The 26,258-nt window shown below is 54.1% G+C and carries 25 protein-coding genes and 1 other annotated feature; of the genes, 23 read left to right on the top strand and 2 right to left on the bottom strand.

Annotated features, from left to right (window positions below; all coding sequences use genetic code 11):
• Positions 1-121: 121 nt before the first annotated feature.
• The 11 genes from sigE (at position 122) to KI367_RS01720 (ending at position 11,220) form a co-directional block, all read left to right on the top strand.
• Entirely contained in the window at positions 122-844 is a 723-nt protein-coding gene (sigE, locus tag KI367_RS01770) for an RNA polymerase sporulation sigma factor SigE (RefSeq protein ID WP_036713496.1), read from the top strand.
• A gap of 77 nt (positions 845-921) precedes the next feature.
• Positions 922-1,704: an RNA polymerase sporulation sigma factor SigG gene (sigG, locus tag KI367_RS01765; RefSeq protein WP_160044661.1), complete on the top strand. Its 783-nt coding sequence runs from the start codon at positions 922-924 to the stop codon at positions 1,702-1,704.
• Positions 1,705-2,082: 378 nt separating this feature from the next.
• The gene (locus tag KI367_RS01760; protein ID WP_036713528.1) at positions 2,083-2,397 is read left to right on the top strand and encodes a YlmC/YmxH family sporulation protein; all 315 of its coding nucleotides are present in this window, start codon (positions 2,083-2,085) and stop codon (positions 2,395-2,397) included.
• Positions 2,398-2,435: 38 nt separating this feature from the next.
• A complete protein-coding gene (gene pgeF, locus KI367_RS01755) occupies positions 2,436-3,290 on the top strand; it encodes a peptidoglycan editing factor PgeF (RefSeq protein ID WP_212947136.1) in 855 nt (284 codons plus the stop codon).
• Between the two features lie 7 nt (positions 3,291-3,297).
• Positions 3,298-3,993, top strand: coding sequence for a YggS family pyridoxal phosphate-dependent enzyme (locus tag KI367_RS01750; RefSeq protein ID WP_212947134.1), 696 nt, complete (start codon positions 3,298-3,300; stop codon positions 3,991-3,993).
• Entirely contained in the window at positions 3,990-4,433 is a 444-nt protein-coding gene (locus tag KI367_RS01745) for a cell division protein SepF (RefSeq protein WP_212947127.1), read from the top strand. Before KI367_RS01750 ends, KI367_RS01745 begins: the two co-directional genes overlap by 4 nt.
• Positions 4,434-4,437: 4 nt before the next feature.
• On the top strand, positions 4,438-4,710 hold the full coding sequence (locus KI367_RS01740; RefSeq protein WP_036713492.1) for a YggT family protein: 273 nt from the start codon (positions 4,438-4,440) through the stop codon (positions 4,708-4,710).
• 7 nt (positions 4,711-4,717) lie between these two features.
• On the top strand, positions 4,718-5,500 hold the full coding sequence (locus tag KI367_RS01735) for a YlmH family RNA-binding protein (RefSeq protein WP_212947125.1): 783 nt from the start codon (positions 4,718-4,720) through the stop codon (positions 5,498-5,500).
• Positions 5,501-5,653: 153 nt separating this feature from the next.
• Complete coding sequence (locus KI367_RS01730) at positions 5,654-6,157, top strand: DivIVA domain-containing protein (protein WP_212947123.1); 504 nt, start codon at positions 5,654-5,656, stop codon at positions 6,155-6,157.
• Between the two features lie 90 nt (positions 6,158-6,247).
• Positions 6,248-6,544: a binding site (T-box leader), on the top strand.
• A 1,075-nt stretch (positions 6,545-7,619) separates the two neighbouring features.
• Positions 7,620-10,712 (top strand): isoleucine--tRNA ligase, encoded by a 3,093-nt coding sequence (gene ileS / locus KI367_RS01725; protein ID WP_212947121.1) that lies wholly within the window; start codon positions 7,620-7,622, stop codon positions 10,710-10,712.
• Between the two features lie 175 nt (positions 10,713-10,887).
• A complete protein-coding gene (locus KI367_RS01720; protein WP_373316191.1) occupies positions 10,888-11,220 on the top strand; it encodes a DUF5665 domain-containing protein in 333 nt (110 codons plus the stop codon).
• A 26-nt stretch (positions 11,221-11,246) separates the two neighbouring features.
• Here KI367_RS01720 and KI367_RS01715 read toward each other — a convergent pair whose 3' ends face one another.
• Complete coding sequence (locus tag KI367_RS01715; protein WP_036707765.1) at positions 11,247-11,996, bottom strand: TraR/DksA C4-type zinc finger protein; 750 nt, start codon at positions 11,994-11,996, stop codon at positions 11,247-11,249.
• Positions 11,997-12,220: 224 nt separating this feature from the next.
• Here KI367_RS01715 and lspA point away from each other — a divergent pair, with 224 nt between their 5' ends.
• From lspA to KI367_RS01695, 4 genes are all read left to right on the top strand, one after another.
• Positions 12,221-12,718, top strand: coding sequence for a signal peptidase II (gene lspA / locus KI367_RS01710; protein WP_036707570.1), 498 nt, complete (start codon positions 12,221-12,223; stop codon positions 12,716-12,718).
• Complete coding sequence (locus KI367_RS01705) at positions 12,715-13,638, top strand: RluA family pseudouridine synthase (RefSeq protein ID WP_036707572.1); 924 nt, start codon at positions 12,715-12,717, stop codon at positions 13,636-13,638. The genes lspA and KI367_RS01705 overlap by 4 nt, the downstream gene beginning before the upstream one ends.
• A gap of 105 nt (positions 13,639-13,743) precedes the next feature.
• Positions 13,744-14,997, top strand: coding sequence for an LL-diaminopimelate aminotransferase (locus tag KI367_RS01700; RefSeq protein WP_036707574.1), 1,254 nt, complete (start codon positions 13,744-13,746; stop codon positions 14,995-14,997).
• Between the two features lie 325 nt (positions 14,998-15,322).
• Positions 15,323-15,964, top strand: a complete 642-nt coding sequence (locus KI367_RS01695; protein WP_212947120.1) for a FusB/FusC family EF-G-binding protein — start codon at positions 15,323-15,325, stop codon at positions 15,962-15,964.
• Between the two features lie 48 nt (positions 15,965-16,012).
• Here KI367_RS01695 and ytaF read toward each other — a convergent pair whose 3' ends face one another.
• Positions 16,013-16,657, bottom strand: a complete 645-nt coding sequence (ytaF, locus tag KI367_RS01690; RefSeq protein WP_246536511.1) for a sporulation membrane protein YtaF — start codon at positions 16,655-16,657, stop codon at positions 16,013-16,015.
• Positions 16,658-16,737: 80 nt separating this feature from the next.
• Here ytaF and KI367_RS01685 point away from each other — a divergent pair, with 80 nt between their 5' ends.
• From KI367_RS01685 to carB, 8 genes are all read left to right on the top strand, one after another.
• Positions 16,738-17,430, top strand: a complete 693-nt coding sequence (locus KI367_RS01685) for a DUF1232 domain-containing protein (protein ID WP_212947117.1) — start codon at positions 16,738-16,740, stop codon at positions 17,428-17,430.
• 103 nt (positions 17,431-17,533) lie between these two features.
• Complete coding sequence (tatC, locus tag KI367_RS01680) at positions 17,534-18,289, top strand: twin-arginine translocase subunit TatC (protein ID WP_036707579.1); 756 nt, start codon at positions 17,534-17,536, stop codon at positions 18,287-18,289.
• An 83-nt stretch (positions 18,290-18,372) separates the two neighbouring features.
• On the top strand, positions 18,373-18,627 hold the full coding sequence (locus KI367_RS01675) for a twin-arginine translocase TatA/TatE family subunit (RefSeq protein ID WP_212947116.1): 255 nt from the start codon (positions 18,373-18,375) through the stop codon (positions 18,625-18,627).
• A 338-nt stretch (positions 18,628-18,965) separates the two neighbouring features.
• Positions 18,966-19,523, top strand: a complete 558-nt coding sequence (gene pyrR, locus KI367_RS01670; RefSeq protein WP_036707585.1) for a bifunctional pyr operon transcriptional regulator/uracil phosphoribosyltransferase PyrR — start codon at positions 18,966-18,968, stop codon at positions 19,521-19,523.
• Positions 19,524-19,525: 2 nt separating this feature from the next.
• Positions 19,526-20,428 (top strand): aspartate carbamoyltransferase catalytic subunit, encoded by a 903-nt coding sequence (locus tag KI367_RS01665; RefSeq protein ID WP_036707588.1) that lies wholly within the window; start codon positions 19,526-19,528, stop codon positions 20,426-20,428.
• 112 nt (positions 20,429-20,540) lie between these two features.
• Positions 20,541-21,821, top strand: a complete 1,281-nt coding sequence (gene pyrC, locus KI367_RS01660; RefSeq protein ID WP_212947115.1) for a dihydroorotase — start codon at positions 20,541-20,543, stop codon at positions 21,819-21,821.
• An 83-nt stretch (positions 21,822-21,904) separates the two neighbouring features.
• Complete coding sequence (locus KI367_RS01655) at positions 21,905-23,035, top strand: carbamoyl phosphate synthase small subunit (protein ID WP_036707593.1); 1,131 nt, start codon at positions 21,905-21,907, stop codon at positions 23,033-23,035.
• Between the two features lie 2 nt (positions 23,036-23,037).
• A complete protein-coding gene (carB, locus tag KI367_RS01650) occupies positions 23,038-26,253 on the top strand; it encodes a carbamoyl-phosphate synthase large subunit (protein ID WP_212947114.1) in 3,216 nt (1,071 codons plus the stop codon).
• The last annotated feature ends 5 nt before the right edge of the window (positions 26,254-26,258 follow it).

Raw genomic sequence — 26,258 nt, 5'->3', positions numbered from 1 at the left:
TTTTTGGAGCGTTGAAGAGGAAACGGAATGAAGCTATACGAAGACAGTTTTCCTTTGGAAAACTAGGCTAATTGCTTACGAAGTCAAATTTCCCTTCGGGAAATTTTTAGGAGGACGACAAATGCTTGTAAAATGGCGATTGATCGCGCAGCTGCAATATTATCGATTCCTTTTTCTGCTGGGACTGAAAAGCGAAGAAATCTACTATATCGGCGGCAGCGAGGCGCTCCCTCCCCCGCTGACCCGGGAGGAAGAGGAGTATCTCCTGCAGCGGCTCCCGACGGGGGATGCGGCAATCAGGTCGATGCTGATTGAGCGCAATCTGCGCTTGGTCGTCTACATTGCCCGCAAGTTTGAAAACACCGGCATCAACATCGAGGATCTGGTGTCCATCGGCGCCATCGGGCTGATCAAGGCGGTCAACACGTTCGACCCCGAAAAAAAGATCAAGCTCGCCACTTACGCATCGCGCTGCATCGAAAACGAAATATTGATGTATCTGCGCCGCAACAGCAAAATCCGCAGCGAGGTTTCTTTCGACGAACCGCTGAACATCGATTGGGACGGCAACGAACTGCTCCTGTCCGATGTCCTTGGAACCGAAAACGATACGATCTACCGCAATATCGAGGAGCAGGTCGACCGGAAGCTGCTTCACAAGGCGCTCGAAAAGCTGACCGACCGGGAGCGCACGATCATGGAGCTGCGTTTCGGCCTTCAGGACGGCGAAGAAAAGACGCAAAAAGATGTTGCGGATATGCTCGGGATTTCCCAATCCTACATATCCAGGCTCGAAAAAAGGATCATCAAAAGACTCCGCAAGGAGTTCAACAAGATGGTGTAGCAAATTTTTGCAAGGAATAAAATGAGCCCCCAGGGAGATAATGTACATTAATGTTTCTCCTTGGGAGGTAAATCATCATGACCCGAAACAAAGTCGAAATTTGTGGTGTGGATACCGCTAAATTGCCGGTCCTCACCAACGTGGAAATGCGGGAATTGTTCCACTCCTTGCAGCAACACAACGAACGGTCAGCCAGAGAAAAGCTCGTGAATGGCAATCTGAGATTGGTGCTCAGCGTCATTCAGCGCTTCAACAATCGGGGGGAATTTGTCGACGATTTGTTTCAGGTAGGCTGTATCGGACTGATGAAGGCTATTGATAATTTTGACTTGTCGCAAAACGTGAAATTTTCGACCTATGCGGTTCCGATGATCATCGGCGAAATCCGCAGGTACCTGAGGGACAACAATCCGATCCGGGTCTCGAGATCGCTGCGCGACATCGCCTACAAGGCGCTGCAGGTGCGCGATTCCCTGACCAACCAAAATTCCCGGGAACCGACGATTTTCGAAATTTCCGAAGTGCTCAACGTGCCCAAAGAGGATGTCGTTTTTGCCCTGGACGCGATCCAGGATCCCGTGTCGCTGTTCGAACCGATTTACCATGACGGCGGCGATCCCATCTATGTGATGGATCAAATCAGCGACGACAAAAACAAGGATGTGCAGTGGATTGAAGAAATTGCCCTGCGCGAAGCGATGCAAAGACTAGGCCAGCGGGAAAAAATGATTCTTTCCATGCGCTTTTTCGAAGGCAAAACCCAAATGGAGGTCGCCGACGAAATCGGCATTTCCCAAGCTCAGGTGTCCCGTTTGGAAAAATCGGCCATCCAGCAAATGCAAAAGCATGTGAAATCGTAACCTTAAAAATTGAATATTGAGGATTGGCTTGAAGCGTTTTTGCTGCGTTCTTTTTGCCAAGCCTATAAACCTAAAAGCGATCCGTTCCGGGTCGCTTTTTTAGATGGATCGTCCACCAGCGTCGGCTCTCCATCAGACTATGTGAAATGTCGCATTTTCATGCGTGCGCGGCCTTCTAAAATCTTTGGGCGGAAGGCGTGCCGGTTGTATCTGATCGGAGCATCGGCATGGCCGGGCAATTTTCAAAAAGAAGGGCATTTTGCCCAAAGGGAACATATACATATATCAAGATGAGGTAGCGGATATTCAGGCACGGAAACTTAGGAGGAAAAGGGGCTGCGGACGTTGATTTCAGAAAAACAATCGGTGGGGATTCACATGAAAATATCCGATTTTCAAACCAAAGACGTCATCAATATCGTAGACGGCAAACGGCTCGGACAAATCAGCGATCTGGAGCTGGATCTCCGCCAGGGCCGAATCGAGGCGATCGTCGTGCCTAGCTACAATAAATTCTTGGGGCTGTTCGGCGGAGGGGCGGACCTCGTGATTCCATGGCAAAACATCGTCAAAATCGGGTCGGACGTCGTTCTGGTCAAAATGGAGGAACTCAAAACGCTGCCAAACGAAAAAGATGCTTCGTCTTACGGGGAACGGCAGGAACGGGACCGCCGAAATTACAGGGATTTGTGAGGGCTGATGTGGTACACTGGAAGTTGAGGTGAATAGGAATGGAACCGTTTGTGTTGAAAGAGGAGCAAGGGCATCCGGCGCTTTTTATGTTGGAGCCCTGGATGAGCCGCTATGACGGTATCAGTGCCGGGTTTACCGGACGGAACGGAGGCGTCGGCCAAGCGCCTTACGATTCGTTGAATTGCGCTTTTCACGTCGGCGACCGTCCCGAGGACGTCATCTCCAACCGCAAGCTTATTGCAGGCCGGCTCGGATTCACGCTCGATGCATGGACATGCGGGGAACAGGTCCACCGCGCCGATATCGCGATCATTGACGAACGTTTGGCGGGGGCGGGAAGCCTGAGCCGGGAATCCGCCGTTCAGGATACGGATGGGCTGTTGACCAACGTACCGGGCGTGCTGCTGACGTCCTTTTATGCCGATTGCGTGCCTTTGTTTTTTTATGATCCGGTAAAAGAAGTTGCCGGGTTGGCGCATGCCGGCTGGAAAGGAACGGTAGCCAAAATCGCGGCCAACATGGTTGAGCACATGCAGGAATATTTTGGAAGCCGGACGGAAGATATCAGGGCTGCGATCGGCCCGTCCATCGGATCCTGCTGCTATGAGGTAGATGGAAAAGTTATGTCTTATGTCCATGATTTAGAAAAAGATTTCCTGGGTAATGACGAATATTCCGTTTCGGATTGTTACATAGCCAAAGAAGACGGCAAATACATGCTCAACTTGAAAGAATTGAATCGACACATTATGATTAAAGCAGGAATATTGCCGACACATATCGAATGTACATCATGGTGTACGAGCTGTCGTAACGATCTGTTTTTCTCATACCGGAAGGATGGGGGAACGACAGGACGAATGGCGAGTTGGATCGGGCTAAAAGAGAGGTGAGCCTTCCATGACGTTGGAAGAGCGGATACAGGAAGTCAATAAACGCATTGAACAAGCGTGTCTGCGTAGCGGCAGAGCGCCCCAGGAAGTAAAAACCGTTGCGGTAACGAAGTACGTTTCGGCAGCGATGACGGCGAAGGTGCTGGACGGCGGGCTGGAGCACATCGGAGAAAATCGGTGGCAAAACGCCCAGGATAAATGGGAGGCGCTCGGCCACCGGGGAACATGGCATTTTATCGGTCACCTGCAGACCAATAAAGTGAAGGACGTGATCGGGAGGTTCGAGTACATCCATTCGCTGGACAGGCTGTCGCTTGCGAAGGAACTCGAGAAGCAGGCCGCCGCGCGAGGGCTTACAGTCAAAACCTTTTTGCAGGTCAACGTTTCCGGGGAAGACAGCAAATACGGCTTGGCTCCCGGGGAAGCGGCATCGTTTTTGCAGGACAGTCAAAGCTTTTCCCATATTAAAGTGATCGGATTGATGACGATGGCTCCTTTTGAAGACGATGCGGAAGCAACCCGTTTCGTTTTCAGGGGGCTGCGCGAGTTAAGGGATGAATTAAACCGCAAGGGCATTACGCGGGAACCGTTAACGGAGCTTTCCATGGGCATGTCTAACGATTTTGAAGTGGCGATCGAGGAAGGAGCGACTTGGATCCGCTTAGGCAGCATTTTAGTAGGGAAAGAGGAGGGGGAAGGATGAGCGTTATGAATAAATTCATGTCTTTTTTGGGGTTGCAGGAGCAGGAGGAAATCGTGGAGCGGGAACAGATCCCCGTTGAAGAAGAAGTTGAAACTCCGCCGGTGGAAACACGTAGAAACCCAAGGGGAAACAATGTGGTTAGCATTCATTCGCAAAAAAACGTCAAGGTCATCCTCCACGAACCGCGTTCCTATGACGAAGCCCAGGAAATCGCCGATCATTTGCGGTCCCATCGGACCGTGGTCGTCAACCTGCAGCGCGTCCGCACCGACCAGGCGCTCCGGATCATCGATTTTCTCAGCGGAACGGTTTATGCCTTGAGCGGCAGTATTTCCAAGGTCGGGGGGAATATCTTTTTATGTACCCCGGATACGGTCGAAATCTCTGGCACCATTTCCGAAATACTTGCGGATGAACATGATTACAACAGAATGAGGTGAGCCGATTTTGGCCGAAATAATTACGATCGTGCAATATCTGTTTCAAATTTATTTTTACATGATTATCGTGTACGTGCTGATGTCTTGGCTCCCGAACCTGCGCGAAAGCTTTATCGGCGAGCTTCTGGGCAAGCTGGTGGAGCCGTACTTGTCGCCGTTTCGCCGTTTTATTCCTCCGATCGCGGGCATGCTTGACATTTCGCCGATCATTGCGCTGCTGGTGCTGCAATTCGCCGAGCGGGGCGTCATCGCGATACTGCTGTATTTTTGGGCGTGAGTAAGCGATGAAGCTGGACATTTACGAGCATTTTCATCCCGACGAACGCGAGTTTGTGGACCGGGCCTGGGAGTGGGTTGTGAACGCGGGCCAATACCATGAGACGAGGCTGACGGATTTTCTGGATCCAAGACAGGCATTTATCGTGGAATCGCTGGTGAATCGCCATCCGGACGTGCATGCGCGGTTTGACGGAGGGTACGGGGAGGCGGAACGGAAACGGGCGCTGATCGCCCCGGACTACCGCGATTTGGACGCGGAGGACATGAAATTAAAGGTGCTTAGCATCGATTCCGCGGATCAGAAGTTTCTGTCGCTGGAGCACGGCGATTATATGGGTTCGATTTTGGGCCTTGGCATCAAACGTTCCAAAATCGGCGACATCCATGTGCTGGAGCACGGCTGTCACACGGTGGTTTGCGAAGAAATCAGCGCTTTTCTGGACATGAACCTGAACCAGGTGCACCGCGTGCACGTTCAGAGCGAAATTTTGCCGATCGAGCAGCTTCGCACGAACAAGGTGACGCTGGAGCCGATGGATATTACGGTTGCGTCGCTGCGCCTTGACGGGATCGCCTCCGACGTGTACAGGCTCAGCCGGAGCAAAGTGCTGATCCCGATTCGGGCCGGACGGTGCCGCGTGAACTGGAAAACCGTCGAGGACCCGTCGGCACCCCTGAAAGCCGGAGACGTCGTATCGATGCAGGGGTTCGGACGTTTCAAGGTGCTTGAGGCGGGGGACGTAACCAAAAAAGGACGCTACCGGGTTAAAATAGGTAAATTTGTGTAGACTCGCAGCAGGAAATAGGTTATTCCTGTCGAAATGTAATTCAAGCGAATGCTAATCAAATCATTTACTTCGGCCGATACATTCCAAGTGGGCTGTATCCAGATCCGTTTGATAACACAGGGAGACCTGGACATTCTTAGGAGGTGCACATCTATGCCATTAACGCCGCTCGACATACATAACAAGGAGTTTTCCCGCAGGCTCCGGGGCTATGACGAGGATGAAGTGAATGAATTCCTCGATCAGGTCATCAAGGATTATGAGAGCGTCATCCGTGAAAACAAGGAACTTCATAATCAGCTGATGTCGTTGCAGGAACGGTTGGACCATTTCCTCAATATCGAAGAGACGCTTTCGAAAACGATCATCGTGGCGCAGGAAGCGGCCGACGAGGTCAAAAACAACGCCAAGAAAGAAGCCCAGCTGATCATTAAAGAGTCCGAGAAAAACGCGGACCGGATCATCAACGAGTCGCTGGCCAAGTCGCGTAAAATCGCGATGGAAGTGGAAGAATTAAAAAAGCAGGCTTCCATTTACCGCACCCGTTTCCGGACGCTGGTGGAAGCGCAGCTGGAGCTTTTGAGCCAGGAAAGCTGGGATGCCTTGGAATCGTCCGGCGAATCCCGGAGTACGCGAGAAGCTAACGAAGTGTACTAGGCTTCTGCTTGGTTGACTTTTGATTCAAAAAGGGCTATAACTATAGTCATATCGGTTGTCGCGCGAAGTGGCGGCAGCATTTGAATGCATATGGATTCCATGATGGGATAAGTAAGCTTTGGATATGTTCTCCAGAGAGCCGGCGTTTGCTGAGAGCCGGCGTTCAGACCGAAGCCGAAGATCCTCCCGGAGAAGCGAAGCTGAAGCGTTAGCGTTAACGTGCGTAAGCCGAGCCGGCATGCCGAACGTTATATCGGCTCCTTGCTGACGGCGGATTTGGGTTGATGAATATCCGGTAAGGCGAGGACTTGAGGAGTCGTTCAGGAGAGCTTGTTTCTCCATGAGCGGAATTAGGGTGGTCACGCGAGCAGAAGCCTCGTCCCTTTTAGGGATGAGGCTTTATTTGTGTTTGTTTTATCGAATCCCCCTAAATTCTACCGAATCCCCCTAAATCCCCCTTTCCAAAGGGGGACCCCAGAGGGCGCTGCCCTCTGGACACCCGAAAGTTCGGCGCAGGGAGGGGGAGTGGCGCACTAAAGCTGCTTTTGGTGGTATGCCCGGTTCTTCCTCAGCTCCCTTGCGGTTCGCTATCGGGAACCTTTCATACGTGCGATGGGTGTGGCGCACTACAGGGGCTTTTAGAGGTGTGCCCGGTTCTTCCTCAGCTCCCTTGCGGTTCGCAATCGGGAACCTTCCATGCGTGCGATGGGTGCGGCGCACTACAGGGGCGTATGGAGGTGTGCCCGGTTCTTCCTCGACTCCCTTCGGATCGTCATCGGGAACCTTCCATGCGTGCGATGGGTGCGGCGCGCTACAGGGGCTTTTGGAGGTGTGCCCGGTTCTTCCTCGACTCCCTTCGGATCGTCATCGGGAACCTTCCATGCGTGCGATGGGTGCGGCGCGCTACAGGGGCGTATGGAGGTGTGCCCGGTTCTTCCTCAGCTCCCTTGCGGTTCGCTATCGGGAACCTTTCATACGTGCGATGGGTGTGGCGCACTACAGGGGCGTATGGTGGTATGCCCGGTTCTTCCTCAGCTCCCTTGCGGTTCGCAATCGGGAACCTTTCATACGTGCGATGGGTGCGGCGCACTACAGGGGCGTTTGGAGGTGTGCCCGGTTCTTCCTCGACTCTCCTTCGGAATCGTCATCGGGAACCTGCCATGCGTGCATGGGTGTGGTGGAAAGAGTAACTTTTTGTTTGTGAAACTAGAGCGCGCATCCGTTAAGCGTGCCCCGTCTTTGCGAAAGCAAAGAACGGGGCGAAAAGCGGGTATCACATAAAAAGAATCAAAGTCCATACTCTGTGACTCCCTCGACCCATTTCGGGAGTCCAGAGGGCGGAAGCCCTTGGGGTCCCCTAAAAGTTTTCCGAAGGAAAACTCACTTCGAAAGCGTCCGCTTAGAAGGGGGATTTAAGGGATGGGAATTTCCTTCGAAGGAATTACATGAAAGGATGAATATGATGTTAAAAGTCGATGTCAAAGAAAAAGCGCGCACACGCGACCTGCGCGTGCTGAAGAAATGGAACGAGGAAGACACCTTCCGCAGATCGATGGAAAACCGCAAAGGCAGACCGAACTACGTGTTTTACGAAGGTCCGCCGACGGCGAACGGCGCTCCGCACATCGGGCACGTTCTCGGCCGCGTCATCAAAGACTTTATCGGCCGCTACCAAACGATGAAAGGCTACCGCGTCGTCCGCAAAGCGGGCTGGGATACCCACGGCCTGCCGGTCGAACTCGGCGTGGAAAAACAGCTGGGCATCTCCGGCAAACAAGAGATCGAAAAATACGGCGTGGAAGAATTCATTAAAAAATGTAAAGCCAGCGTATTCGAATATGAAAAACAATGGAGAGAGCTGACCGAGGCCATCGGCTATTGGACCGACCTGGATCATCCGTACATCACGCTTGAAAACAACTACATCGAAAGCGTGTGGAACATCCTCGCGACCATCCATGATAAAGGCCTGCTGTACCGCGGTCACCGCGTAAGCCCGTATTGCCCGTGCTGCCAAACGACGCTCAGCTCCCACGAAGTGGCCCAAGGCTACGAAGACGTCAAAGACTTGAGCGCCACGGCCAAATTCAAGCTGCACGACAGCGGCGAATACGTGCTTGCCTGGACGACCACCCCTTGGACGCTGCCGGCTCACGTTGCACTCGCGATGAATCCGGATATGGATTATGCGCGCGTGCAAAAAAACGGCGAAGTGTACATCGTGGCCAAAAATCTGGTCGAAGACGTGATGAAAGAAGATTATCAGGTGCTGTCCACGCACAAAGGTTCCGAGTTTATCGGAAAAACCTACACGCCGCCGTTTACGTACATTAATCCGGAAAAGGGCAACCTGATCGTCGGCGCTTCGTTCGTCACGGACGCAAGCGGTACCGGTATCGTCCATATGGCGCCTGCGCACGGTGAAGACGACTACAGAACCTGCCGCGAAAACGGCATCAGCTTCGTCAGCGTCGTCAATGCCCAAGGCCGTTACACCGATGAGGTTACGGATCTGGCCGGACGTTTCGTGAAGGATTGCGATTTGGACATTGTAAAAATGCTTTCCGAAAAAGGGCTGCTGTTCAGCAAGGAAAAATACGAGCATAGCTATCCGTTCTGCTGGCGCTGCAAATCCCCGCTGCTGTATTACGCGATGGAAAGCTGGTTCATCGAAACGACGGCCGTCAAAGATCAGCTGATCGCCAACAACAACGGCGTCGAATGGTTCCCGGGCCATATCCGCGAAGGACGTTTCGGCAAATTCCTCGAGGACCTGGTGGATTGGAACATCAGCCGGAACCGTTATTGGGGTACGCCGCTGAACGTATGGGTATGCGGTTCCTGTAAAAAAGAATACGCCCCGCACAGCTTTGCGGACTTGAGAGAGCGTGCGACCACGGCTCTCCCGGACGACTTTGAGCTGCACAAACCTTACGTGGACGAAGTGAAAGTCAAATGTCCGCACTGCGACGGCGGCGTGATGGAACGCACCTCCGAGGTCATCGACGTATGGTTCGACAGCGGTTCGATGCCGTTTGCGCAGCATCATTATCCGTTCGAAAACGAGAGCACCTTCGAAGAGCAGTTCCCTGCCGACATGATCTGCGAAGGGATCGACCAAACCCGCGGCTGGTTCTACAGCTTGCTGGCGGTATCCACCCTCTTTAAGGGCGTAGCGCCTTACAAAGCGGTTATCGCGACGGGCCACATCCTGGATGAAAACGGACAAAAGATGTCCAAATCCAAAGGCAACGTCATCGATCCTTGGGATATCATCAACGAATTCGGCACGGACGCGTTCCGCTGGGCATTGCTGGCCGACAGCGCGCCATGGAACAGCAAACGGTTCTCCAAAGGCATTGTCGCGGAAGCCAAGTCTAAAGTCGTGGATACGCTCGTGAACACCCATTCGTTCCTGACGTTGTACGCAAACATCGACGGCTACGATCCGGCCGAGCATCCTTTCAAGCCATCCGACAACAAGCTCGACCGCTGGATCCTGTCCCGCTTGAACAGCCTGATCCAATTGGTCGACAAAGGACTTGCGGTCAACGACTTCCTGAATTCGGCAAAAGGCATCGAAGGGTTCATCGACGAGCTCAGCAACTGGTACATCCGCCGTTCCCGCGACCGTTTCTGGGGCAGCGGCCTGACCGAAGACAAACTTGCCGCATACGGCACGTTGACGCATGTGCTGCTGACGCTTTCGAAATTGATGGCGCCGTATACGCCGTTCCTCTCCGAGGACATTTACACCAACCTTGGCGGAGGCGAAAGCGTGCATCTGGCGGACTTCCCGCAGGCCGACGAATCGCTGATCGACAAAACGCTTGAAGCGGACATGGAAGCGGCGCGGCAAATCGTCGAGCTTGCCCGCAACGTGCGGAACGAAACCGGCATCAAAACGCGTCAGCCATTGTCCGAGCTGATCGTATCCATGGACCGTTCGTTTGACGCGGCCGGCTACCAGGAGATCATCAAGGAAGAAATCAACGTCAAAAATCTCGTGCTTGAAACGAGCGACAGCGGGTTCGTCGATTTTACGCTCAAAATGAATTTGAAAGTCGCCGGCAAAAAATACGGCAAAAACATCGGCTTCCTTCAAGGCTTCCTGAAAGGCTTGTCTCCGGAGGAAACGAGAGCGGCCGTGCAATCCGGAGGCATCCACGTGACCTCTCCGGAAGGCGAAGAGCTTCAGATCACCGCCGACGAATTGCTCGTCGAAAAACATGCCAAGAGCGGATTCGCGTCGGCCTCCGGTTACGGCATCACGGTTGCCTTGAACACCGAGATCACGCCTGAGCTCGAGCAGGAGGGCTGGGTCCGGGAAGTGGTCCGCGCCGTGCAGGATTACCGCAAAAAGCTGGATCTGCCGATCGAAAAACGCGTCACGCTCGTTTTGGACGCGGACGAAGAGCTGACCGGGGCGATCCAAGCCTTCGACCATGTGCTTCGCGAAAACGTGTTGGTCAAAGACGTCGTATTCGGTCAAGAAGCCGGCATGGAAACCGTCGAATTGGCAGGCAAAACGCTTGGCATTCGCATCGCTGATTGAGGCCTGTTTAAAAAATAAAGCCCCAAAGAGGCTTCCTTGCTGAATGAGAGGCAGGCTTTAGGCAAATAATAGCAGTCAAAAGGAATAAACGAGCCTTAAGGCGCCGGATCGCTCCGGCGGCTTGCAGGCTCGTTTGTTTTTCTTCGCGACAGCTTTTATGAAGGGGAAGTCATCTATGGTCAATGATGAGAATACAGGCGGATCTGCGGCCGAAAAAGAGCAGTTGAACCGGATCTACCAGCTCACGGCCCAAATCGCAAGCGAGATGGAAAAGTCGCGCATCGCCGACTACACCCAGCTTCTTCACAAGCCTTTGCGTTTGATCTGGCTTAATCTGCTATCGGGAACGGCGCGCGGGGTCGGGATCGCGATCGGGTTCACTTTTTTTGCGGCCACCATCATTTACGTGCTGCAGGTATTGGGCGCACTGAACTTGCCCATCATCGGGGACTATATCGCGGATATCGTCCGCATCGTGCAGCGCCAGATGGAACTGAACACCTATTAACCGAGGGTGGGGTCACCCTTTTAAAGCTAGAGGAGAAAATCCTCTTCGTCCTCTTCTTCTTCCGCCAGCTGGTACATGTCGATGCCTTCGCCCAAGTCCATGTATTTTCGGTATTGGTGGTTCCGGACGATATCGATCAAATTGCCGTACATGTCGGTGGCGACGAAAGCTTCCATCGGTTCGACGCATCCTTCAAGCTCTTCGGACGCTTCGATCTCCATGTCATTATAACTGTGGACGTCGTTATCCTCGGCATAGGCCGGCGTATTGGACGTACCGAAGTTTTCGACCGCCTGCCAGGCGTCTTCTCCGTCAAAGCCGTTTTGGTCATCGCGTTCATCCAAGCTCGTGCGGCCGAATGGCGGCATCAGGAAATATTCCTCCACCGGCCGGTAGTCGGAAACATGGTGTTTCGGGTTATCCTCCACGCAATATTCCGTCATCGGAACGGCCTCGAGTCGTTCGTATGGGATCGGCCTGTTGCAGATCGGGCAGATGCCGTACGTTCCCTGATCCATCCGTTCAAGCGCGTCGCGGATCAGCTCCATCAGGTGGTCGTCATGGTTTTGAAGCAAAAGGTCCACTTCCCGGTTGTACAAATCGGTAGCCACGTCCCCGGGATGGTTATCGATCAGCGACAGCTCGCCGGTTTGGTCCCGCATGGACTCGTCTACGCCGTATGAATCGTTTTCCTGGTCTTTTTGCTGCAAGGATTGCAACTGCTCTTCCAGCTTGGAGCGCAGATGCTTTAGCTGCGAAGCGGTAAGATGCTGCATCATCACGGGCCCCTTTCCTTTTGCGGCAACGGTATGCCGCTTGAGACAATTCCTTCTTTTGTAGAATGCGCGAAAGGCTGAGCTTTTACAGAAGGAAAATCTTCTCGGGGATGGACGTTAATGGACGATGTTTGGCGTGCTGTGCTACAATATACAGGTCTTAGTTGACGTGAAGCCGTCAAGGCCGCAAGGCCCAATTGATAAGAACGGAGTGACATGGAGCTGTGTGGTATTACATCCTCGCGATCGTCGCGTTTTTAGTGGACCAGGGGACCAAATGGATCATTGCAAAACAACTGGAGCTCGGTCAGGAAATTCCCGTGATCGGAAACTTTTTCCTGATTACCTCCAGCCGCAACCGGGGAGCCGCCTTCGGCATTCTCCCGAACCAACGCTGGTTTTTCATCATCGTTACCGTCGTTGTGGTCATCGCCATTATCTGGTACATGCAAAAGGTTAGAAAAACCTCTGCCCGCAAGCTGCTGCCTGCGGCACTCAGCCTCGTGCTTGGCGGGGCGATCGGCAATTTCCTCGATCGGGCGCTGACCGGGGAAGTCGTCGACTTTTTGATGTTCAACTTCGGAAGCTACACGTTTCCGATCTTCAACATCGCCGATTCCTGCATCGTTGTAGGCGTGGCGCTCATTATTTTGGACTCGCTGTTCGATTTGAACAAAACCACCAAAGAAGAAGGCAGCAAGGAAGGGAATGAAATCGTGTGAGTGAAGCCGATATCCGGGAATGGGTGATCGATGAGGCCTATGCAAAGGAACGGATCGACAAATACATCACGGAATCTTGGGAAGAGGACGTATCCAGATCGCAGGTGCAGCTTTGGATCGCTTCGGGGCACGTTAAAGTGAACGGCAAACCGGTCAAAGCCAACTATAAGCTGGCCGAAGGGGATGTCCTCGAAGTGACCGTGCCCGAACCCGCCGTCGTCGAAATCGTGCCGGAGGATATTCCGCTCGATATCGCTTACGAGGACAGCGACGTCGTCGTGGTGAACAAACCGAGGGGAATGGTCGTGCATCCGGCGCCCGGACATGCATCCGGCACCCTGGTGAACGCGCTGATGCATCACTGCAAGGATCTGTCGGGCATTAACGGGGAACTGCGGCCGGGGATCGTGCACCGGATCGACAAAGACACCTCGGGCCTGCTGATGGCCGCCAAAAACGATAAGGCGCATGCCTCGCTTGCCGCCCAACTGAAGGATCACAGCGTGACGCGCAAATATGTTGCGCTTGTGCACGGCAACGTCAGCCATGACCAAGGCACCGTCGATGCGCCGATCGGCCGCGATCCGTTCGACCGCAAAATGTATACGGTCACCGAAAGAAACAGCAAACACGCGGTTACGCATTTTGCCGTGCTGGAGCGGTTCGGGGATTACACGCTGCTCGAGCTGCAGCTCGAAACCGGCCGGACCCACCAGATTCGCGTCCATATGAAATTCATCGGTCATCCGCTTGTCGGCGATCCGGTCTACGGGCGCAGCAAGGGCATCAAAATGGACGGGCAGGCGCTCCATGCGAAAGTGCTCGGTTTCATCCATCCGTCCAGCGGGGAATATTTGGAATTTACGGCCGATATCCCGCAGGATATGGAAGAGCTGCTCGCCAGTCTGCGCAGCCGATGAAAGTACAAATGATACGATAATTAATCCATGGCATTCAGCCATGGATTCCTTCATATTTAGGGTAGGTTTTTTGGAACTTAGCTTAAATGGGAGATGAAGAAACAAATGAGTATCGAACAATACCAACATACGTATATTCAGCACAATTTTGCGGATCGGATTGGCGGATCCAATTATGGTAAAGATACAGCGATTTACAAATTCGAGAAGATCAAGCGCGCCAAAGCGCAGGCAAAAAAGGATTTTCCGGGCGTCGAACTGATCGACCTTGGCGTCGGCGAACCCGATGAAATGGCGGACAGCGGCATCGTCGCCAAGCTTGCCGAAGAAGCGGCCAAGCCTGAAAACCGCGGGTATGCGGACAACGGCATCCCTGAATTCAAGGTTGCGGCAGCCCATTACCTGAAGGAAGTGTTTGGCGTCGAAGGCATCGATCCCGAAACCGAAGTGCTGCATTCGATCGGTTCCAAACCGGCGCTGGCCATGCTGCCTTCGTGTTTCATCAACCCGGGCGACGTGACGATCATGACGGTTCCGGGATATCCGGTGATGGGCACGCACACCAAATATTTGGGCGGGGAAGTCTATAACGTCGAACTGACGAAGGAAAACAACTTCCTTCCGGATTTGAATGCCATCCCCGAAGATATCGCCAAACGGGCCAAGCTGTTTTATTTGAACTACCCGAACAATCCGACGGGCGCCAGCGCAACCGTGGAGTTTTTCGCCGAAGTGGTGGAATGGGCGAAAAAGCATAACGTCGTCATCGTTCATGACGCCCCGTATGCCGCACTGACCTATGACGGGTTGAAGCCGCTCAGCTTTTTGTCCGTTCCGGGGGCGAAAGACGTCGGCGTCGAGCTGCACTCCTTGTCCAAGTCCTACAACATGACCGGCTGGCGGATCGGCTTTATTGCCGGCAACCCGCTTGTCGTCAAGGCTTTCGGCGACGTGAAGGACAACAACGATTCGGGACAATTCATCGCGATCCAAAAAGCGGCCGCATACGGCTTGTACCATCCGGAAATTACCGAAAAAATCGCGGCCAAATATTCCCGCCGGCACGACATGCTGGTCGCCGCGCTGAACGAGCTCGGATTCCAGGCGGAAAAACCGAAAGGTTCCTTCTTCCTGTACGTGGAGGCGCCGAAAGGGATCAAGGGCGGCATCCGTTTCGAATCCGGCGAGGATTTCTCGCAGTATCTGATCCGCGAAAAGCTGATCTCCAGCGTGCCATGGGATGATGCCGGACATTTCGTCCGTTTCTCCGTCACGTTCATCGCAAACGGCGAGGAAGACGAAAAACGCGTTATCGGCGAAATCAAACGCCGCCTGAGCGACGTCGAATTCGAATTCTAATTGAAATATGCTATAAGCGCAAAAAAAAGCGGTCAGCCAACAGGCTGGCCGTTTTTTTATGGGGTGATGACCAAACCATACAATTGCGGCTTCTGTAACTTTTTGTTATAATTTTTCCATTGATTCATGATTGGAGGTCTTATCGATGGCAATGCGTAATTGCTCATTAGCTAGGAAGTCCTCATGCAAAGCCTGATTTCGGGGCGATACTTTGCGTGAGGTGCGATGGAATGGATTCAATCGCCCAAGCTTCATTTTATCGTTTCTAATAACGGGCTTTGCACCTTATTACATTTTTTTAATAATAATAAGGGGCTGAAGAGCTATGAGTATACCATTTATTAGAAACCATCAGTATAACGTAATTAAGAGACAAACCGAATTCCTTCTGAGAACGCTGCGAACCGTCGCGGACCGCAAAGTCCTGGAGACCGTAAGGTATCGGGCGGCTTTGACGATTACCGAAGCATTTCCTTCCTTAACGGAAGATCAGCGCCGGATGCTGGAACGAATTTCGACCTTCGAGACGGCATACGAATTCCAAAATTATCTCACCGATTTGGAAGCGTACGTGGAGCCTTATCCGCCGATTACGGAGAAGCAGATTCAGAAGTTATTTCCTAAAAGCAAGAAGCTAAAAGTGCCTGATCTGCAGGCCATCGATTTTCGATTTGTGACGTATCTCGGCTGGGTCGACGTCGCAACGAACCGATTGTTCATCGTGTATCCGCACGAAGGAAAGTTCATCGGGATCGAAGGAAGAATCACGCCGACCAACAAGAAGGGGTATTGCATGTTCTGCAACCGGCACCAGGAGCTGGCCTTCTTCACCGTCAAGACCAAAAGCGCTTTGCCGGATAACTACTCTTCCATCGGCCAGTACGTCTGTATCGATAACCCTGCATGCAATCAGTCCATTGCCGATACAGGATCACTGGAGAAGTTCATTTTCTCCGTTCTCAAATAAATCGCCAAAGGCTGCCCTGAAGGGCAGCCTTTTTAAGTGACGACGGCATTAGATGACCTGGTGCACTCCGATTGCAATCAATAGGATGCCCGCAATCCAGCTGGCGCTTTTGCCCAGGCGTTCGCCGGCGATTTTGCGGCCCGCCATCGAGCAAAGGCCGATGCAGATCAAGCTGAACAGGCCTGAAAAAAGCGACGTTTCCCAAATGTTGATGCTTGTGATCCCCGCGTCGAATCCGCCGGCCAAATTATTGATCGACAGCGCGATGCCGAGAATGACCGATTCTTTGAAATCGACGGTTTTGGACCGGTCGACATCGGCCGCTTCCGGATTTTTTAATATCTCCTGGATGGATCCCGAAGGCGTCGTTGGGCGGGGCTTCTTTTGTTCCAGCATCGGCTGCAGCATCACCCAAAGGCCGATGGCCACCAGCATGATCATGCCGATGACGTTGCAGATTTGCGGGGGCATCCACAAAGCGATCACCTGCCCGAACAACCCTCCGATCAGCGTCAGCAGAAAACCCATAAAGGCAATGACCACGCTCGCGTAAAAAGGGATTTTGATGTTTCGTACCCCGTAAGCGGCTCCGACCCCGGCATTATCGAGGTTGGACGCAAGCGCGATGGAAACCGACGAAAGCCATGGCGCAACCATATTCTCCAGCACTCCCTTTGATGAAATGATGTTCATGCATTGCCGAATCCTCATCGTATCTTATTAATTCCGGCAACAAAAAGTGACGGTATGGAACATATAATGTTGAGGAAGCGTTGAGGAAAACGCAACAAACGGTGAACGGCAAACAAAAAGGCGGTGAAACGATGGCGGCGGATCGCGAGGGCATGCAGGAGCAAAACAGGCTGGGAGCGTTAATCAAAAACGCATTGCGCGCCAAGTCGATGTCGATGCGAAAGCTGGGCGGAATCATCGGCATGGATGCGGCTTCGATTTCACGGATCGTTAGCGGCAAGCAGCGGCCAAGGCTGGAGCAGCTCCATCTGTTTGCACAACATTTGCAAATCCCGGTCCAGGAGCTGTTAGCCGCCGCGGGTTTGGGGTCCAAGGAGATGAAGGATGACATCAGCGAACTTCGGGACGCTTTGCAAGGAAGCGGCATTTGCGTGGAAAACATAACGGGGCGGATTCGCCAGGAACTGCAGAAATACGAGGCCTATGCACAAACGGATGAAGGGCGGGAAATGATTCAGGGCTCTTTTTTGAATAAGCTTGCCCAGCTTCGGAGCCGGGGGTATTATATCGACCAGTTAAGGGATTTGTACGACGCATACGAGTCGGGCGGATTGCCGGACGCCGAACGCCACATCATCGGGAGCGCGCTGCTGTATTTCGTTTTGTCGACCGACATTATACCGGACTTCAACTTTCCTTTCGGGTACATCGATGACGCGATCGCCGTCCGGATCGTGCTGGAGCGGCTCGAGTCGATGCGAAGACCGTCGTGATTTTTGCCCGCAAAAATGGTAAAGTGGTAGGTGGAAACTAGGAAACGTTTAAAAATCACTGGAGCTGATCACCCTGCTGAACCTGTGGAACCTGCTGAATCGAATGAATTGGTCCCTTTACGAAAAACATTTATCCGAGATTAGGAAAAGGATGTTTTGGATCCTTGCCGTTTTTGCGGCGTCCATGATTACGTCGATGTTTTTTGCCGGGGACGTGCTGCATTTCCTGAAAAGCCGCCCGCCGGCTTCGCTTGTCGCTTGGAACGCGTTCAGCCCGTTGGACGGCATCAAAATTTACATGTATCTGTCCGCGGCGATGTCGCTCATCGTGGCGGTTCCGTTCACGCTGTTCCAAATATGGGGATTCGTGAAACAAGGGCTGCGGAAGGATGAGCGCAGGGCGGCGCTAAAATATATTCCGGCCGCGTTTGTGCTGATCGTCGTCGGCTTTGCTTTCGCTTATTTCGTCGTGTTTCCGATGGCCTTCCGCTTTACGACGGACACGACCAAAAACCTGGGGCTGGTCGAAACCTACGGCATCGCGCAATATTTTTCTTTCCTGACGAACATCGTGGCGCCGGTTTCTTTGGCTTTCGAACTGCCGGTGGTCGCGATGTTCTTGACCCGGCTGCGCATTTTGACGCCGGCGAAACTTGCGAAGATCCGCAAGGTTTCCTATATGGTGCTTGTTTTTATCGCGTGCATGATTTCGCCGCCGGAGTTTTTTTCGCATATCTCCGTTTCGCTGCCGTTCATCGCGTTATACGAGATCAGCGTGCTGATGTCCCGCATGGTATACCGGAAGCAGCAGCGGCTGGACGTCAAATACAAGGACCGGATGAATTACGGGGCCGTTTGATAAGCGGACAAGCCGTGTAAGGCGGAAAAGGAACCGCTACCCATGAAAGCGTTAATCGATCTATAAAGGAGGTTTCATACGACATGTTGAGCGATATCGGACTGCCGGGATTCATTTTGCTGGCGCTGTTGGCGCTGCTGCTGTTCGGGCCCAGCAAACTCCCGGGACTGGGGCGTTCCGCGGGAAAAGCGCTGCGCGAGGTCAAAAGGGAAATGAACGAAATATTCGGGGATTCGAAGCCTGCGCCGCGAAAAGCCCAAGAACGGCCGAAAACGGAGGAGCCGGCAGCGGCTGCGATCCGGCCTGAGCCGCAGCAATCCCGCAATCTCCCGGAATAATATAACAGCGGCTTGGAAGACCAAAAGCCTGTTGACAATACGCGGGCCGTCTGTCATAATTCTTGTAGTTGAATGAAACGAGCTTGAAGCAAATCGCTTCAGTTCAATCCATCTGAATAAGACCTTTAATTCAGTCCCGTGAGGCTGGCAAGGTAACGTGAACCGAGGTTCACTTTTGTGGCATGCGCATGCCTGTTTTTCGCGCGGTCCACGAAAGGAATCTCTGTGTCCAAATGTCTAACGACTTTCACTCCTTGCCATGAGCGGCAAGGAGTTTTTTGCATGTTCACGGGCGATAATGTAGTCAATATCCCTTAAGCGAAAAAGGAGTGTGGGGCATGAGCAACGAGGTGCATGTCATTATGGATGAGGCGGCGATCCGCCGCGCACTGACACGGATTGCACACGAAATACTGGAACGGAACAAGGGGATTGAAAACTGCGTTCTGATCGGCATCAAAACGAGAGGCGAGTTTCTGGCGAAACGGCTTGCGGGCAAAATACTGGAGATCGAAGGCACGCCGGTCCCTTGGGGAGCGATCGACGTAACGGCGTACCGCGACGATCAGAAGAAGGGCGATCCGCAAGCCTCCAAGGACGTGAATCAAGAGCTTAACGCTCTCCAAATACAAGAGAAAAAAGTCATTTTATTCGACGACGTGCTGTATACCGGCCGGACGATCCGGGCCGCGATGGACGCGCTGATGGATTGCGGCCGGCCGCAAATGATCCAGCTCGCGGTGCTGGCGGACCGGGGACACCGAGAACTGCCGATTCGGCCGGATTATATCGGGAAAAACGTGCCGACCTCGAAACAGGAACAGATCGAAGTGGCGCTGTCGGAAACCGACGGCAAGGACGAGGTAACGATCTTTCAAAACCGGGAGGAGAAATGACCATGATGACGATGACGAAGCTGAAGGAACGGAGCCTGCTTGGTCTGAAGGATCTCAGCCGCGGGGAAATCGAATCCATCCTCGACCGGGCCGCCTACTGGGCGGCTCGGGAGGAAAAGCTGATTCCGGTCCTGAACTCGCGGTTTGTGGCCAACATGTTTTTCGAAAACAGCACGAGAACGCGGTTTTCCTTCGAAATGGCCGAAAAACGGCTTGGCGCGCAGGTATTGAATTTCGCGGCTGCGGCATCGAGCGTGGAGAAAGGTGAGTCGATATACGATACCGTCAAAACGCTTGAATCGATGGGGATCGACGCCGGGGTCATCCGGCTGAAGCCGGTAGGCGTGCTTCAAGAGCTGGCCGGGAAAATTTCGGTGCCGTTGATCAACGCAGGGGACGGAAACAACGAACACCCGACGCAGGGACTGCTGGATCTGTTCACGATGAAAAGAAGGTTCGGCACGCTGCAGGGACTGACGGTTTCGATCATCGGGGACATCTCGCACAGCCGGGTGGCCAGGTCGGATCTGTGGGCGCTGCAAAAGTTCGGCGCCGAAGTCAAATTCTGCGCGCCGCCGAACATGCAGGCACCGGAGCTTGACGCTCCATACGTAAGCATGGATGAAGCATTAAAATCGGATGTTGTAATGATGCTGAGGGTTCAGCTTGAACGCCATGAGACGGGCATGCTGAAATCGGCAGAGGAATATCGGGCACAGTACGGATTAACGGAAGAACGGGCGGCTAAGCTTTCCCGACACACGCTGATCATGCACCCTGCCCCCGTGAACCGGAACGTTGAGATCGACGACTCGGTCGTTGAATGTGAGCAATCGGCCATATTCACGCAGATGAGCAACGGGGTTCCGGTACGGATGGCAGTCATGGAAAGAGCGTTATTGTAGGCGAAGGCAGGAATTTTCACGCCATTGTATTAATAAATATACACAAAATTGAATGAATATTATACAATAGATTGGAAGCCACAGCGCCAATCAACGAGCGGAGGTAAACAGCATGCATATTATCAAGAACGCCAGCGTGTTGAATGAGCAAGGCGAACTTACGAAAAAACATATCGTTCTCGAGGACGGAGTCATCCGTGCCTTGATCGACGGGGACTCCGATTGGCAGCCTGCCGAAGGCGCGGAAGTCACGGACGCCGCCGGGAAACTGGTAACGCCGGGCCTCATCGATATGCACGTTCATTTGCGCGAGCCTGGCTTTGAACATAAGGAAACGATCGAAACCGGAAGCCGTTCGGCGGCCAAAGGCGGCTTCACGACGATTGCCTGCATGCCGAACACCAAACCGGTGACGGATAATCCTGAAACGGTGCAGCTGGTGCTGGATAAAGCCCGCGAAGCGGGGCTCGTCAAGGTGCTGCCTTATGCGGCGATCACCGTCCGGGAGCTCGGACGTGAGCTGACGGACTTTGCCGCGCTCAAGGCGGCCGGAGCCATCGGCTTTACGGATGACGGCGTGGGCGTTCAAAACGCGCAAATGATGAAAAATGCGATGCGTCTGGCGGCCGAGCTGGATATGCCGGTCATCGCGCACTGCGAAGAAAACTCGCTGGTCGAAAAAGGCTGCGTCACGGAAGGCAAGTTTGCCGAAAAGCACGGGCTCGTCGGCATCCCGAACGAATCGGAAGCGATCCACGTCGGGCGCGACATTCTTCTCGCCGAAGCGACGGGCGTGCACTACCATGTATGCCATGTCAGCACCGAGCAGTCGATCCGCCTGATCCGCCAGGCCAAATCGATCGGCATCAACGTCACCGCGGAGGTGTGCCCGCACCACCTGCTGTTGTCGGACGAGGACATCCCGGGGCTGGATGCCAACTGGAAAATGAATCCGCCGCTCCGCTCGCCGCGCGACGTGCAGGCATGCATCGAGGCGCTGCAGGACGGAACGCTCGACATCATCGTCACGGACCATGCGCCGCATACCGAAGAGGAGAAAGCCAAAGGCATGGAAATGGCACCGTTCGGCATCGTCGGGTTCGAAACGGCATTCCCGCTGCTTTACACGAAATTCGTGGCCATGGGACAATGGGATCTTTCCTTCCTTGTACGCCGCATGACGTCCGATCCGGCGAGAGTGTTCGGGTTGAATACAGGAAAGCTGGCGGAAGGAGCTCCCGCGGACTTAACGATGATCGACCTCGAGTCCGAAAGGGAAGTCGATCCGCAAACCTTCGCTTCGAAAGGGCGCAACACGCCCTTTACCGGTTGGAAGCTGAAAGGCTGGCCGGTGAAAACATGGGTGGACGGAAAAGTGGTGTGGGCTGAATAACGGCCCGGATTTTCAAGATAGATTCATAGCGCGTTTTCTTGAACAGAAAGAGAAAGTACGTATTTGACAGAGGAGTGAGTAGAATGCAGGCAAGATTGCTTCTGGAGGATGGAACACTGTTTACAGGCAGTGCATTCGGAGCCGAAGGGGAAAAAACAGGCGAGGTTGTATTCAATACGGGGATTACCGGCTACCAGGAGGTGCTGTCCGATCCGTCCTACTGCGGGCAAATCGTGACGATGACCTATCCCTTGATCGGAAACTACGGCATTACGCGCGACGACTTCGAGTCCGTGGCCCCGTTCGTGAACGGGTTTGTCGTGAGACGGCATGAAACGGTGCCAAGCAACTGGCGCGCGGAATACAACGTCGACAACCTGCTCAAAGAATTCGGGATCGTCGGCATCAGCGGCATCGATACGCGCATGCTGACCCGCATGATCCGCCAGCACGGAACGATGAGAGGGATCCTCACGACGTCGGCTGCATCGGTGGAAGAGCTGAGAGAACGCCTGGCGGCCAGTCCGATTCTGACGAATCAGGTGGCTACGGTGTCTACCAAACATGTGTACAGCAGCCCGGGATCGAGAGAGCGGATCGTACTCGTGGACTACGGCGCCAAAACCGGCATTCTGCGCGAGCTGACCGCCCGCGGATGCGACGTGGTGGTCGTGCCGCAGGACACGACGGCCGACGAAATCCGCCGCCTCAATCCGGATGGCATCCAGTTGTCCAACGGCCCCGGGGATCCGAAAGATGTGCCGCATGCGATTCGGACGATCCAGGAACTGCTCGGCGAATATCCGATTTTCGGCATCTGCCTCGGACATCAGCTGTTCGCGCTCGCTTGCGGCGCCGATACGGAGAAGCTGAAATTCGGACACCGCGGCGGCAACCATCCGGTCAAGGACCTGAAAACGAACCGCTGCTACATCACTTCCCAAAACCACGGCTATACGGTCAAAGAAGATTCGATCGCAGGCACGGAGCTTGAAGTGACGCACATCAACAACAACGACAAAACCATCGAAGGCTTGAAGCATAAAAAATATCCGGCATTCACCGTGCAGTATCACCCGGAAGCAGCGCCGGGACCGTACGACAACGGCTATCTATTCGATCAATTCCTTGACATGATCAGAGAACATAAACAGCAAAACCCGGCAAACCCGCGTCAGGCTGAACTGGCTGCAGCCGCGAAAGGAGAACGTTAATTATGCCACTTAACAAACAACTTAAGAAAATCCTCGTTATCGGCTCGGGCCCGATCGTCATCGGCCAAGCGGCGGAATTTGACTATGCGGGCACGCAGGCCTGCGAAGCCCTGAAAGAAGAAGGCGTGGAGGTTGTCCTGATCAACAGCAACCCGGCTACGATCATGACCGACACCAACATGGCCGACAAAGTCTATATCGAACCTATTACGCTGGACTTCGTGACCCAAATCATCCGCCAGGAGCGTCCGGACGGACTTCTGCCGACGCTTGGCGGCCAAACCGGCCTCAACATGGCGGTGGAGCTTGCGAAAGCGGGCATCCTGGAGCAGGAGAACGTGAAGTTGCTCGGAACGCAGCTGACCTCCATCGAAAAAGCCGAAGACCGCGACCTGTTCCGCGAGCTGATGCGCGAGCTGGAGCAGCCGGTTCCGGAGAGCACGATCGTGACGACGCTCGAAGAGGCGCTGAAGTTCGCGGATGAGGTCGGATATCCGGTCATCGTTCGTCCGGCTTACACGCTCGGCGGAACGGGCGGCGGCATTTGCGCGACCGAAGAGGAGCTCCGCGAGACGGTTTCCTCCGGCATCCGCTACAGCCCGATCGGACAGTGCTTGATCGAGAAGAGCATCGCGGGCATGAAGGAAGTCGAATACGAAGTGATGCGCGACGCCAACGACAACTGCATCGTCGTCTGCAACATGGAAAACTTCGACCCTGTCGGCGTCCATACGGGCGACAGCATCGTCGTGGCTCCAAGCCAAACGTTGTCCGACCGCGAATACCAAATGCTGAGATCGGCGTCCCTGAAAATCATCCGCGCCCTGAACATCGAAGGCGGATGCAACGTGCAGTTCGCGCTCGATCCGCACAGCTACCAATATTACGTCATCGAAGTCAACCCGCGGGTCAGCCGCTCGTCGGCGCTCGCTTCCAAAGCGACCGGTTACCCGATCGCGAAGATGGCTGCCAAAATCGCGCTCGGTTACACGCTCGACGAACTCGTCAATCCGGTAACCGGCCAAACCTACGCATGTTTCGAGCCGACGCTGGATTACATCGTCAGCAAAATCCCGCGCTGGCCTTTCGATAAATTCATTCATGCCAACCGCAAGCTCGGAACCCAGATGAAAGCGACCGGCGAGGTTATGGCGATCGGACGGACGTTCGAGGAATCCATTCACAAAGCGATTCGCTCCCTCGAGATCGGCGTACACCGCTTCTACCTGAAAGGCGCCGAGGAACTGAGCGAGGACGTGTTGAAAGAACGCCTCGTCAAAGCCGACGACGAGCGCATCTTCCTGATCGCCGAAGCATTCCGCCGCGGCTATGATTTGCAAACGGTCCAGGATTTGACCAAGGTGGATTGGTGGTTCCTCGATAAGCTGCAAGGCCTGATCGCTTTCGAAGCCCAAATCCAGCAAAAAGAACTGACGCCGGAAACGCTGTATGAAGCCAAGCGTCTCGGATTCACCGACCGGGCAATCGCCGAGCTGCGCACGCTGGCATCCGCGGACAGCTACACGAAGGAATCGGAAGTGCGCGAGTACCGCCTGCAGCAGGGATTGCGTCCGGTATACAAAATGGTAGATACGTGCGCGGCCGAGTTCGAGGCCTCCACGCCATACTACTACTCGACGTATGAAACGGAAAACGAAGTGACGGCATCGAACAAGGAGAAAGTGGTCGTCCTGGGCTCGGGACCGATCCGGATCGGGCAAGGGATCGAATTCGACTACTCGACGGTGCACGCGGTTTGGGCGATCCAAAACGCGGGCTACGAAGCGGTGATCATCAACAACAACCCTGAAACGGTATCGACGGACTTCAACACGTCGGATCGCCTGTACTTCGAGCCGCTGTTCTTCGAGGACGTCATGAACGTCATCGAGCAGGAAAAACCGATCGGCGTCATCGTGCAGTTCGGCGGACAAACGGCCATCAACCTGGCGGGACCGCTGAGCGCGGCAGGCGTTCCGATTCTCGGCACAAGCCTTGAAAGCATCGATGAAGCCGAAGACCGCAAAAAATTCGAAGCGCTGCTCTCCCGCCTCGATATCGCCCAGCCGAAAGGCAGCACGGTGACGTCGGTGGACGAAGCCGTCGGAACGGCGCAAGCGCTTGGTTATCCGGTGCTCGTAAGACCTTCTTACGTCCTGGGCGGCCGGGCGATGGAAATCGTATACTCCGACGCCGAACTGCTGAGCTACATGGAAGAAGCGGTCAAAATCAATCCGGAGCATCCGGTCCTGATCGACCGTTACATGCTGGGCAAGGAAGTCGAAGTCGACGCCATCTGCGACGGCGAAACGGTCGTCATCCCGGGCATCATGGAGCATATCGAACGCGCAGGGGTACACTCCGGCGACTCGATCGCGGTGTATCCGCCGCAGCACCTGGAACAGCATCTGAAAGATAAAGTCGTCAGCATCACGACGCGCATCGCCAAGGAACTGAAAACCGTCGGCCTGGTGAACATCCAGTTCGTCATCTACCAAGACGAAGTCTACGTGATCGAAGTCAACCCTCGTTCCTCCCGGACGGTGCCGTTCCTGAGCAAAGTAACGACGATCCCGATGGCGAACCTCGCCACGCAAGCGATCCTCGGCAAAAAGCTGAAGGATCTCGGCTACGAAGAAGGCATGTGGCCGGAAAGCGACTACGTCTCGGTCAAAGTGCCGGTATTCTCCTTCGCGAAGCTGCGCCGCGTCGAGCCGACCCTCGGTCCCGAAATGAAATCGACGGGCGAAGTGATGGGACGCGACCTGCAATATGCCAAAGCGCTCTACAAAGGCTTGATCGGCGCAGGCATGAAGATTCCTTCCACCGGCGCGATCATCGTGACCGTCGCCGACAAGGATAAAGAGGAAGCGGTCAAGCTCATGAAAGGCTTCAGACGCCTGGGCTACAAAATTTACGCGACGGGCGGAACGGCGCAAGCGCTCACCGAAGCCGGCATCCTCGTGACGACGGTGCAAAAATTGAGCGACGGCACGCCGAACATTCTCGACCTGATCCGCAACGGCGAAGCGCAGTTCGTCTTCAATACGCTGACGAAAGGCAAAACGCCGGAACGCGACGGATTCCGCATTCGCCGCGAAGCGGTCGAAAACGGAGTCGTATGCATGACCTCGCTGGATACCGTCAGAGCGCTTCTGAATATGCTGGATACGATCAACTTCTCGTCCCAAGCCATGCCGGCATTTGCCGTACGCTAGGGGAG

This window comes from Paenibacillus cookii (genome assembly GCF_018333375.1).
Classification (GTDB): Bacteria; Bacillota; Bacilli; order Paenibacillales; family Paenibacillaceae; genus Paenibacillus_AQ; species Paenibacillus_AQ cookii.
Note: the sequence above shows the minus strand (reverse complement) of the source record. Positions and strands in the feature narration are given on the sequence as shown.

What these genes read in the sequence shown, in the direction of transcription:
- sigE (WP_036713496.1), top strand. Translation starts at nt 122, where the DNA reads ATGCTTGTAAAATGGCGATTGATCGCGCAGCTGCAATATTATCGATTC.
- sigG (WP_160044661.1), top strand. Translation starts at nt 922, where the DNA reads ATGACCCGAAACAAAGTCGAAATTTGTGGTGTGGATACCGCTAAATTG.
- KI367_RS01760 (WP_036713528.1), top strand. Translation starts at nt 2,083, where the DNA reads ATGAAAATATCCGATTTTCAAACCAAAGACGTCATCAATATCGTAGAC.
- pgeF (WP_212947136.1), top strand. Translation starts at nt 2,436, where the DNA reads ATGGAACCGTTTGTGTTGAAAGAGGAGCAAGGGCATCCGGCGCTTTTT.
- KI367_RS01750 (WP_212947134.1), top strand. Translation starts at nt 3,298, where the DNA reads ATGACGTTGGAAGAGCGGATACAGGAAGTCAATAAACGCATTGAACAA.
- KI367_RS01745 (WP_212947127.1), top strand. Translation starts at nt 3,990, where the DNA reads ATGAGCGTTATGAATAAATTCATGTCTTTTTTGGGGTTGCAGGAGCAG.
- KI367_RS01735 (WP_212947125.1), top strand. Translation starts at nt 4,718, where the DNA reads ATGAAGCTGGACATTTACGAGCATTTTCATCCCGACGAACGCGAGTTT.
- KI367_RS01730 (WP_212947123.1), top strand. Translation starts at nt 5,654, where the DNA reads ATGCCATTAACGCCGCTCGACATACATAACAAGGAGTTTTCCCGCAGG.
- ileS (WP_212947121.1), top strand. Translation starts at nt 7,620, where the DNA reads ATGTTAAAAGTCGATGTCAAAGAAAAAGCGCGCACACGCGACCTGCGC.
- KI367_RS01720 (WP_373316191.1), top strand. Translation starts at nt 10,888, where the DNA reads ATGGTCAATGATGAGAATACAGGCGGATCTGCGGCCGAAAAAGAGCAG.
- KI367_RS01715 (WP_036707765.1), bottom strand. Translation starts at nt 11,996, where the DNA reads ATGCAGCATCTTACCGCTTCGCAGCTAAAGCATCTGCGCTCCAAGCTG.
- KI367_RS01700 (WP_036707574.1), top strand. Translation starts at nt 13,744, where the DNA reads ATGAGTATCGAACAATACCAACATACGTATATTCAGCACAATTTTGCG.
- KI367_RS01695 (WP_212947120.1), top strand. Translation starts at nt 15,323, where the DNA reads ATGAGTATACCATTTATTAGAAACCATCAGTATAACGTAATTAAGAGA.
- ytaF (WP_246536511.1), bottom strand. Translation starts at nt 16,657, where the DNA reads ATGAACATCATTTCATCAAAGGGAGTGCTGGAGAATATGGTTGCGCCA.
- tatC (WP_036707579.1), top strand. Translation starts at nt 17,534, where the DNA reads ATGAATTGGTCCCTTTACGAAAAACATTTATCCGAGATTAGGAAAAGG.
- KI367_RS01675 (WP_212947116.1), top strand. Translation starts at nt 18,373, where the DNA reads ATGTTGAGCGATATCGGACTGCCGGGATTCATTTTGCTGGCGCTGTTG.
- pyrR (WP_036707585.1), top strand. Translation starts at nt 18,966, where the DNA reads ATGAGCAACGAGGTGCATGTCATTATGGATGAGGCGGCGATCCGCCGC.
- KI367_RS01665 (WP_036707588.1), top strand. Translation starts at nt 19,526, where the DNA reads ATGATGACGATGACGAAGCTGAAGGAACGGAGCCTGCTTGGTCTGAAG.
- pyrC (WP_212947115.1), top strand. Translation starts at nt 20,541, where the DNA reads ATGCATATTATCAAGAACGCCAGCGTGTTGAATGAGCAAGGCGAACTT.
- KI367_RS01655 (WP_036707593.1), top strand. Translation starts at nt 21,905, where the DNA reads ATGCAGGCAAGATTGCTTCTGGAGGATGGAACACTGTTTACAGGCAGT.
- carB (WP_212947114.1), top strand. Translation starts at nt 23,038, where the DNA reads ATGCCACTTAACAAACAACTTAAGAAAATCCTCGTTATCGGCTCGGGC.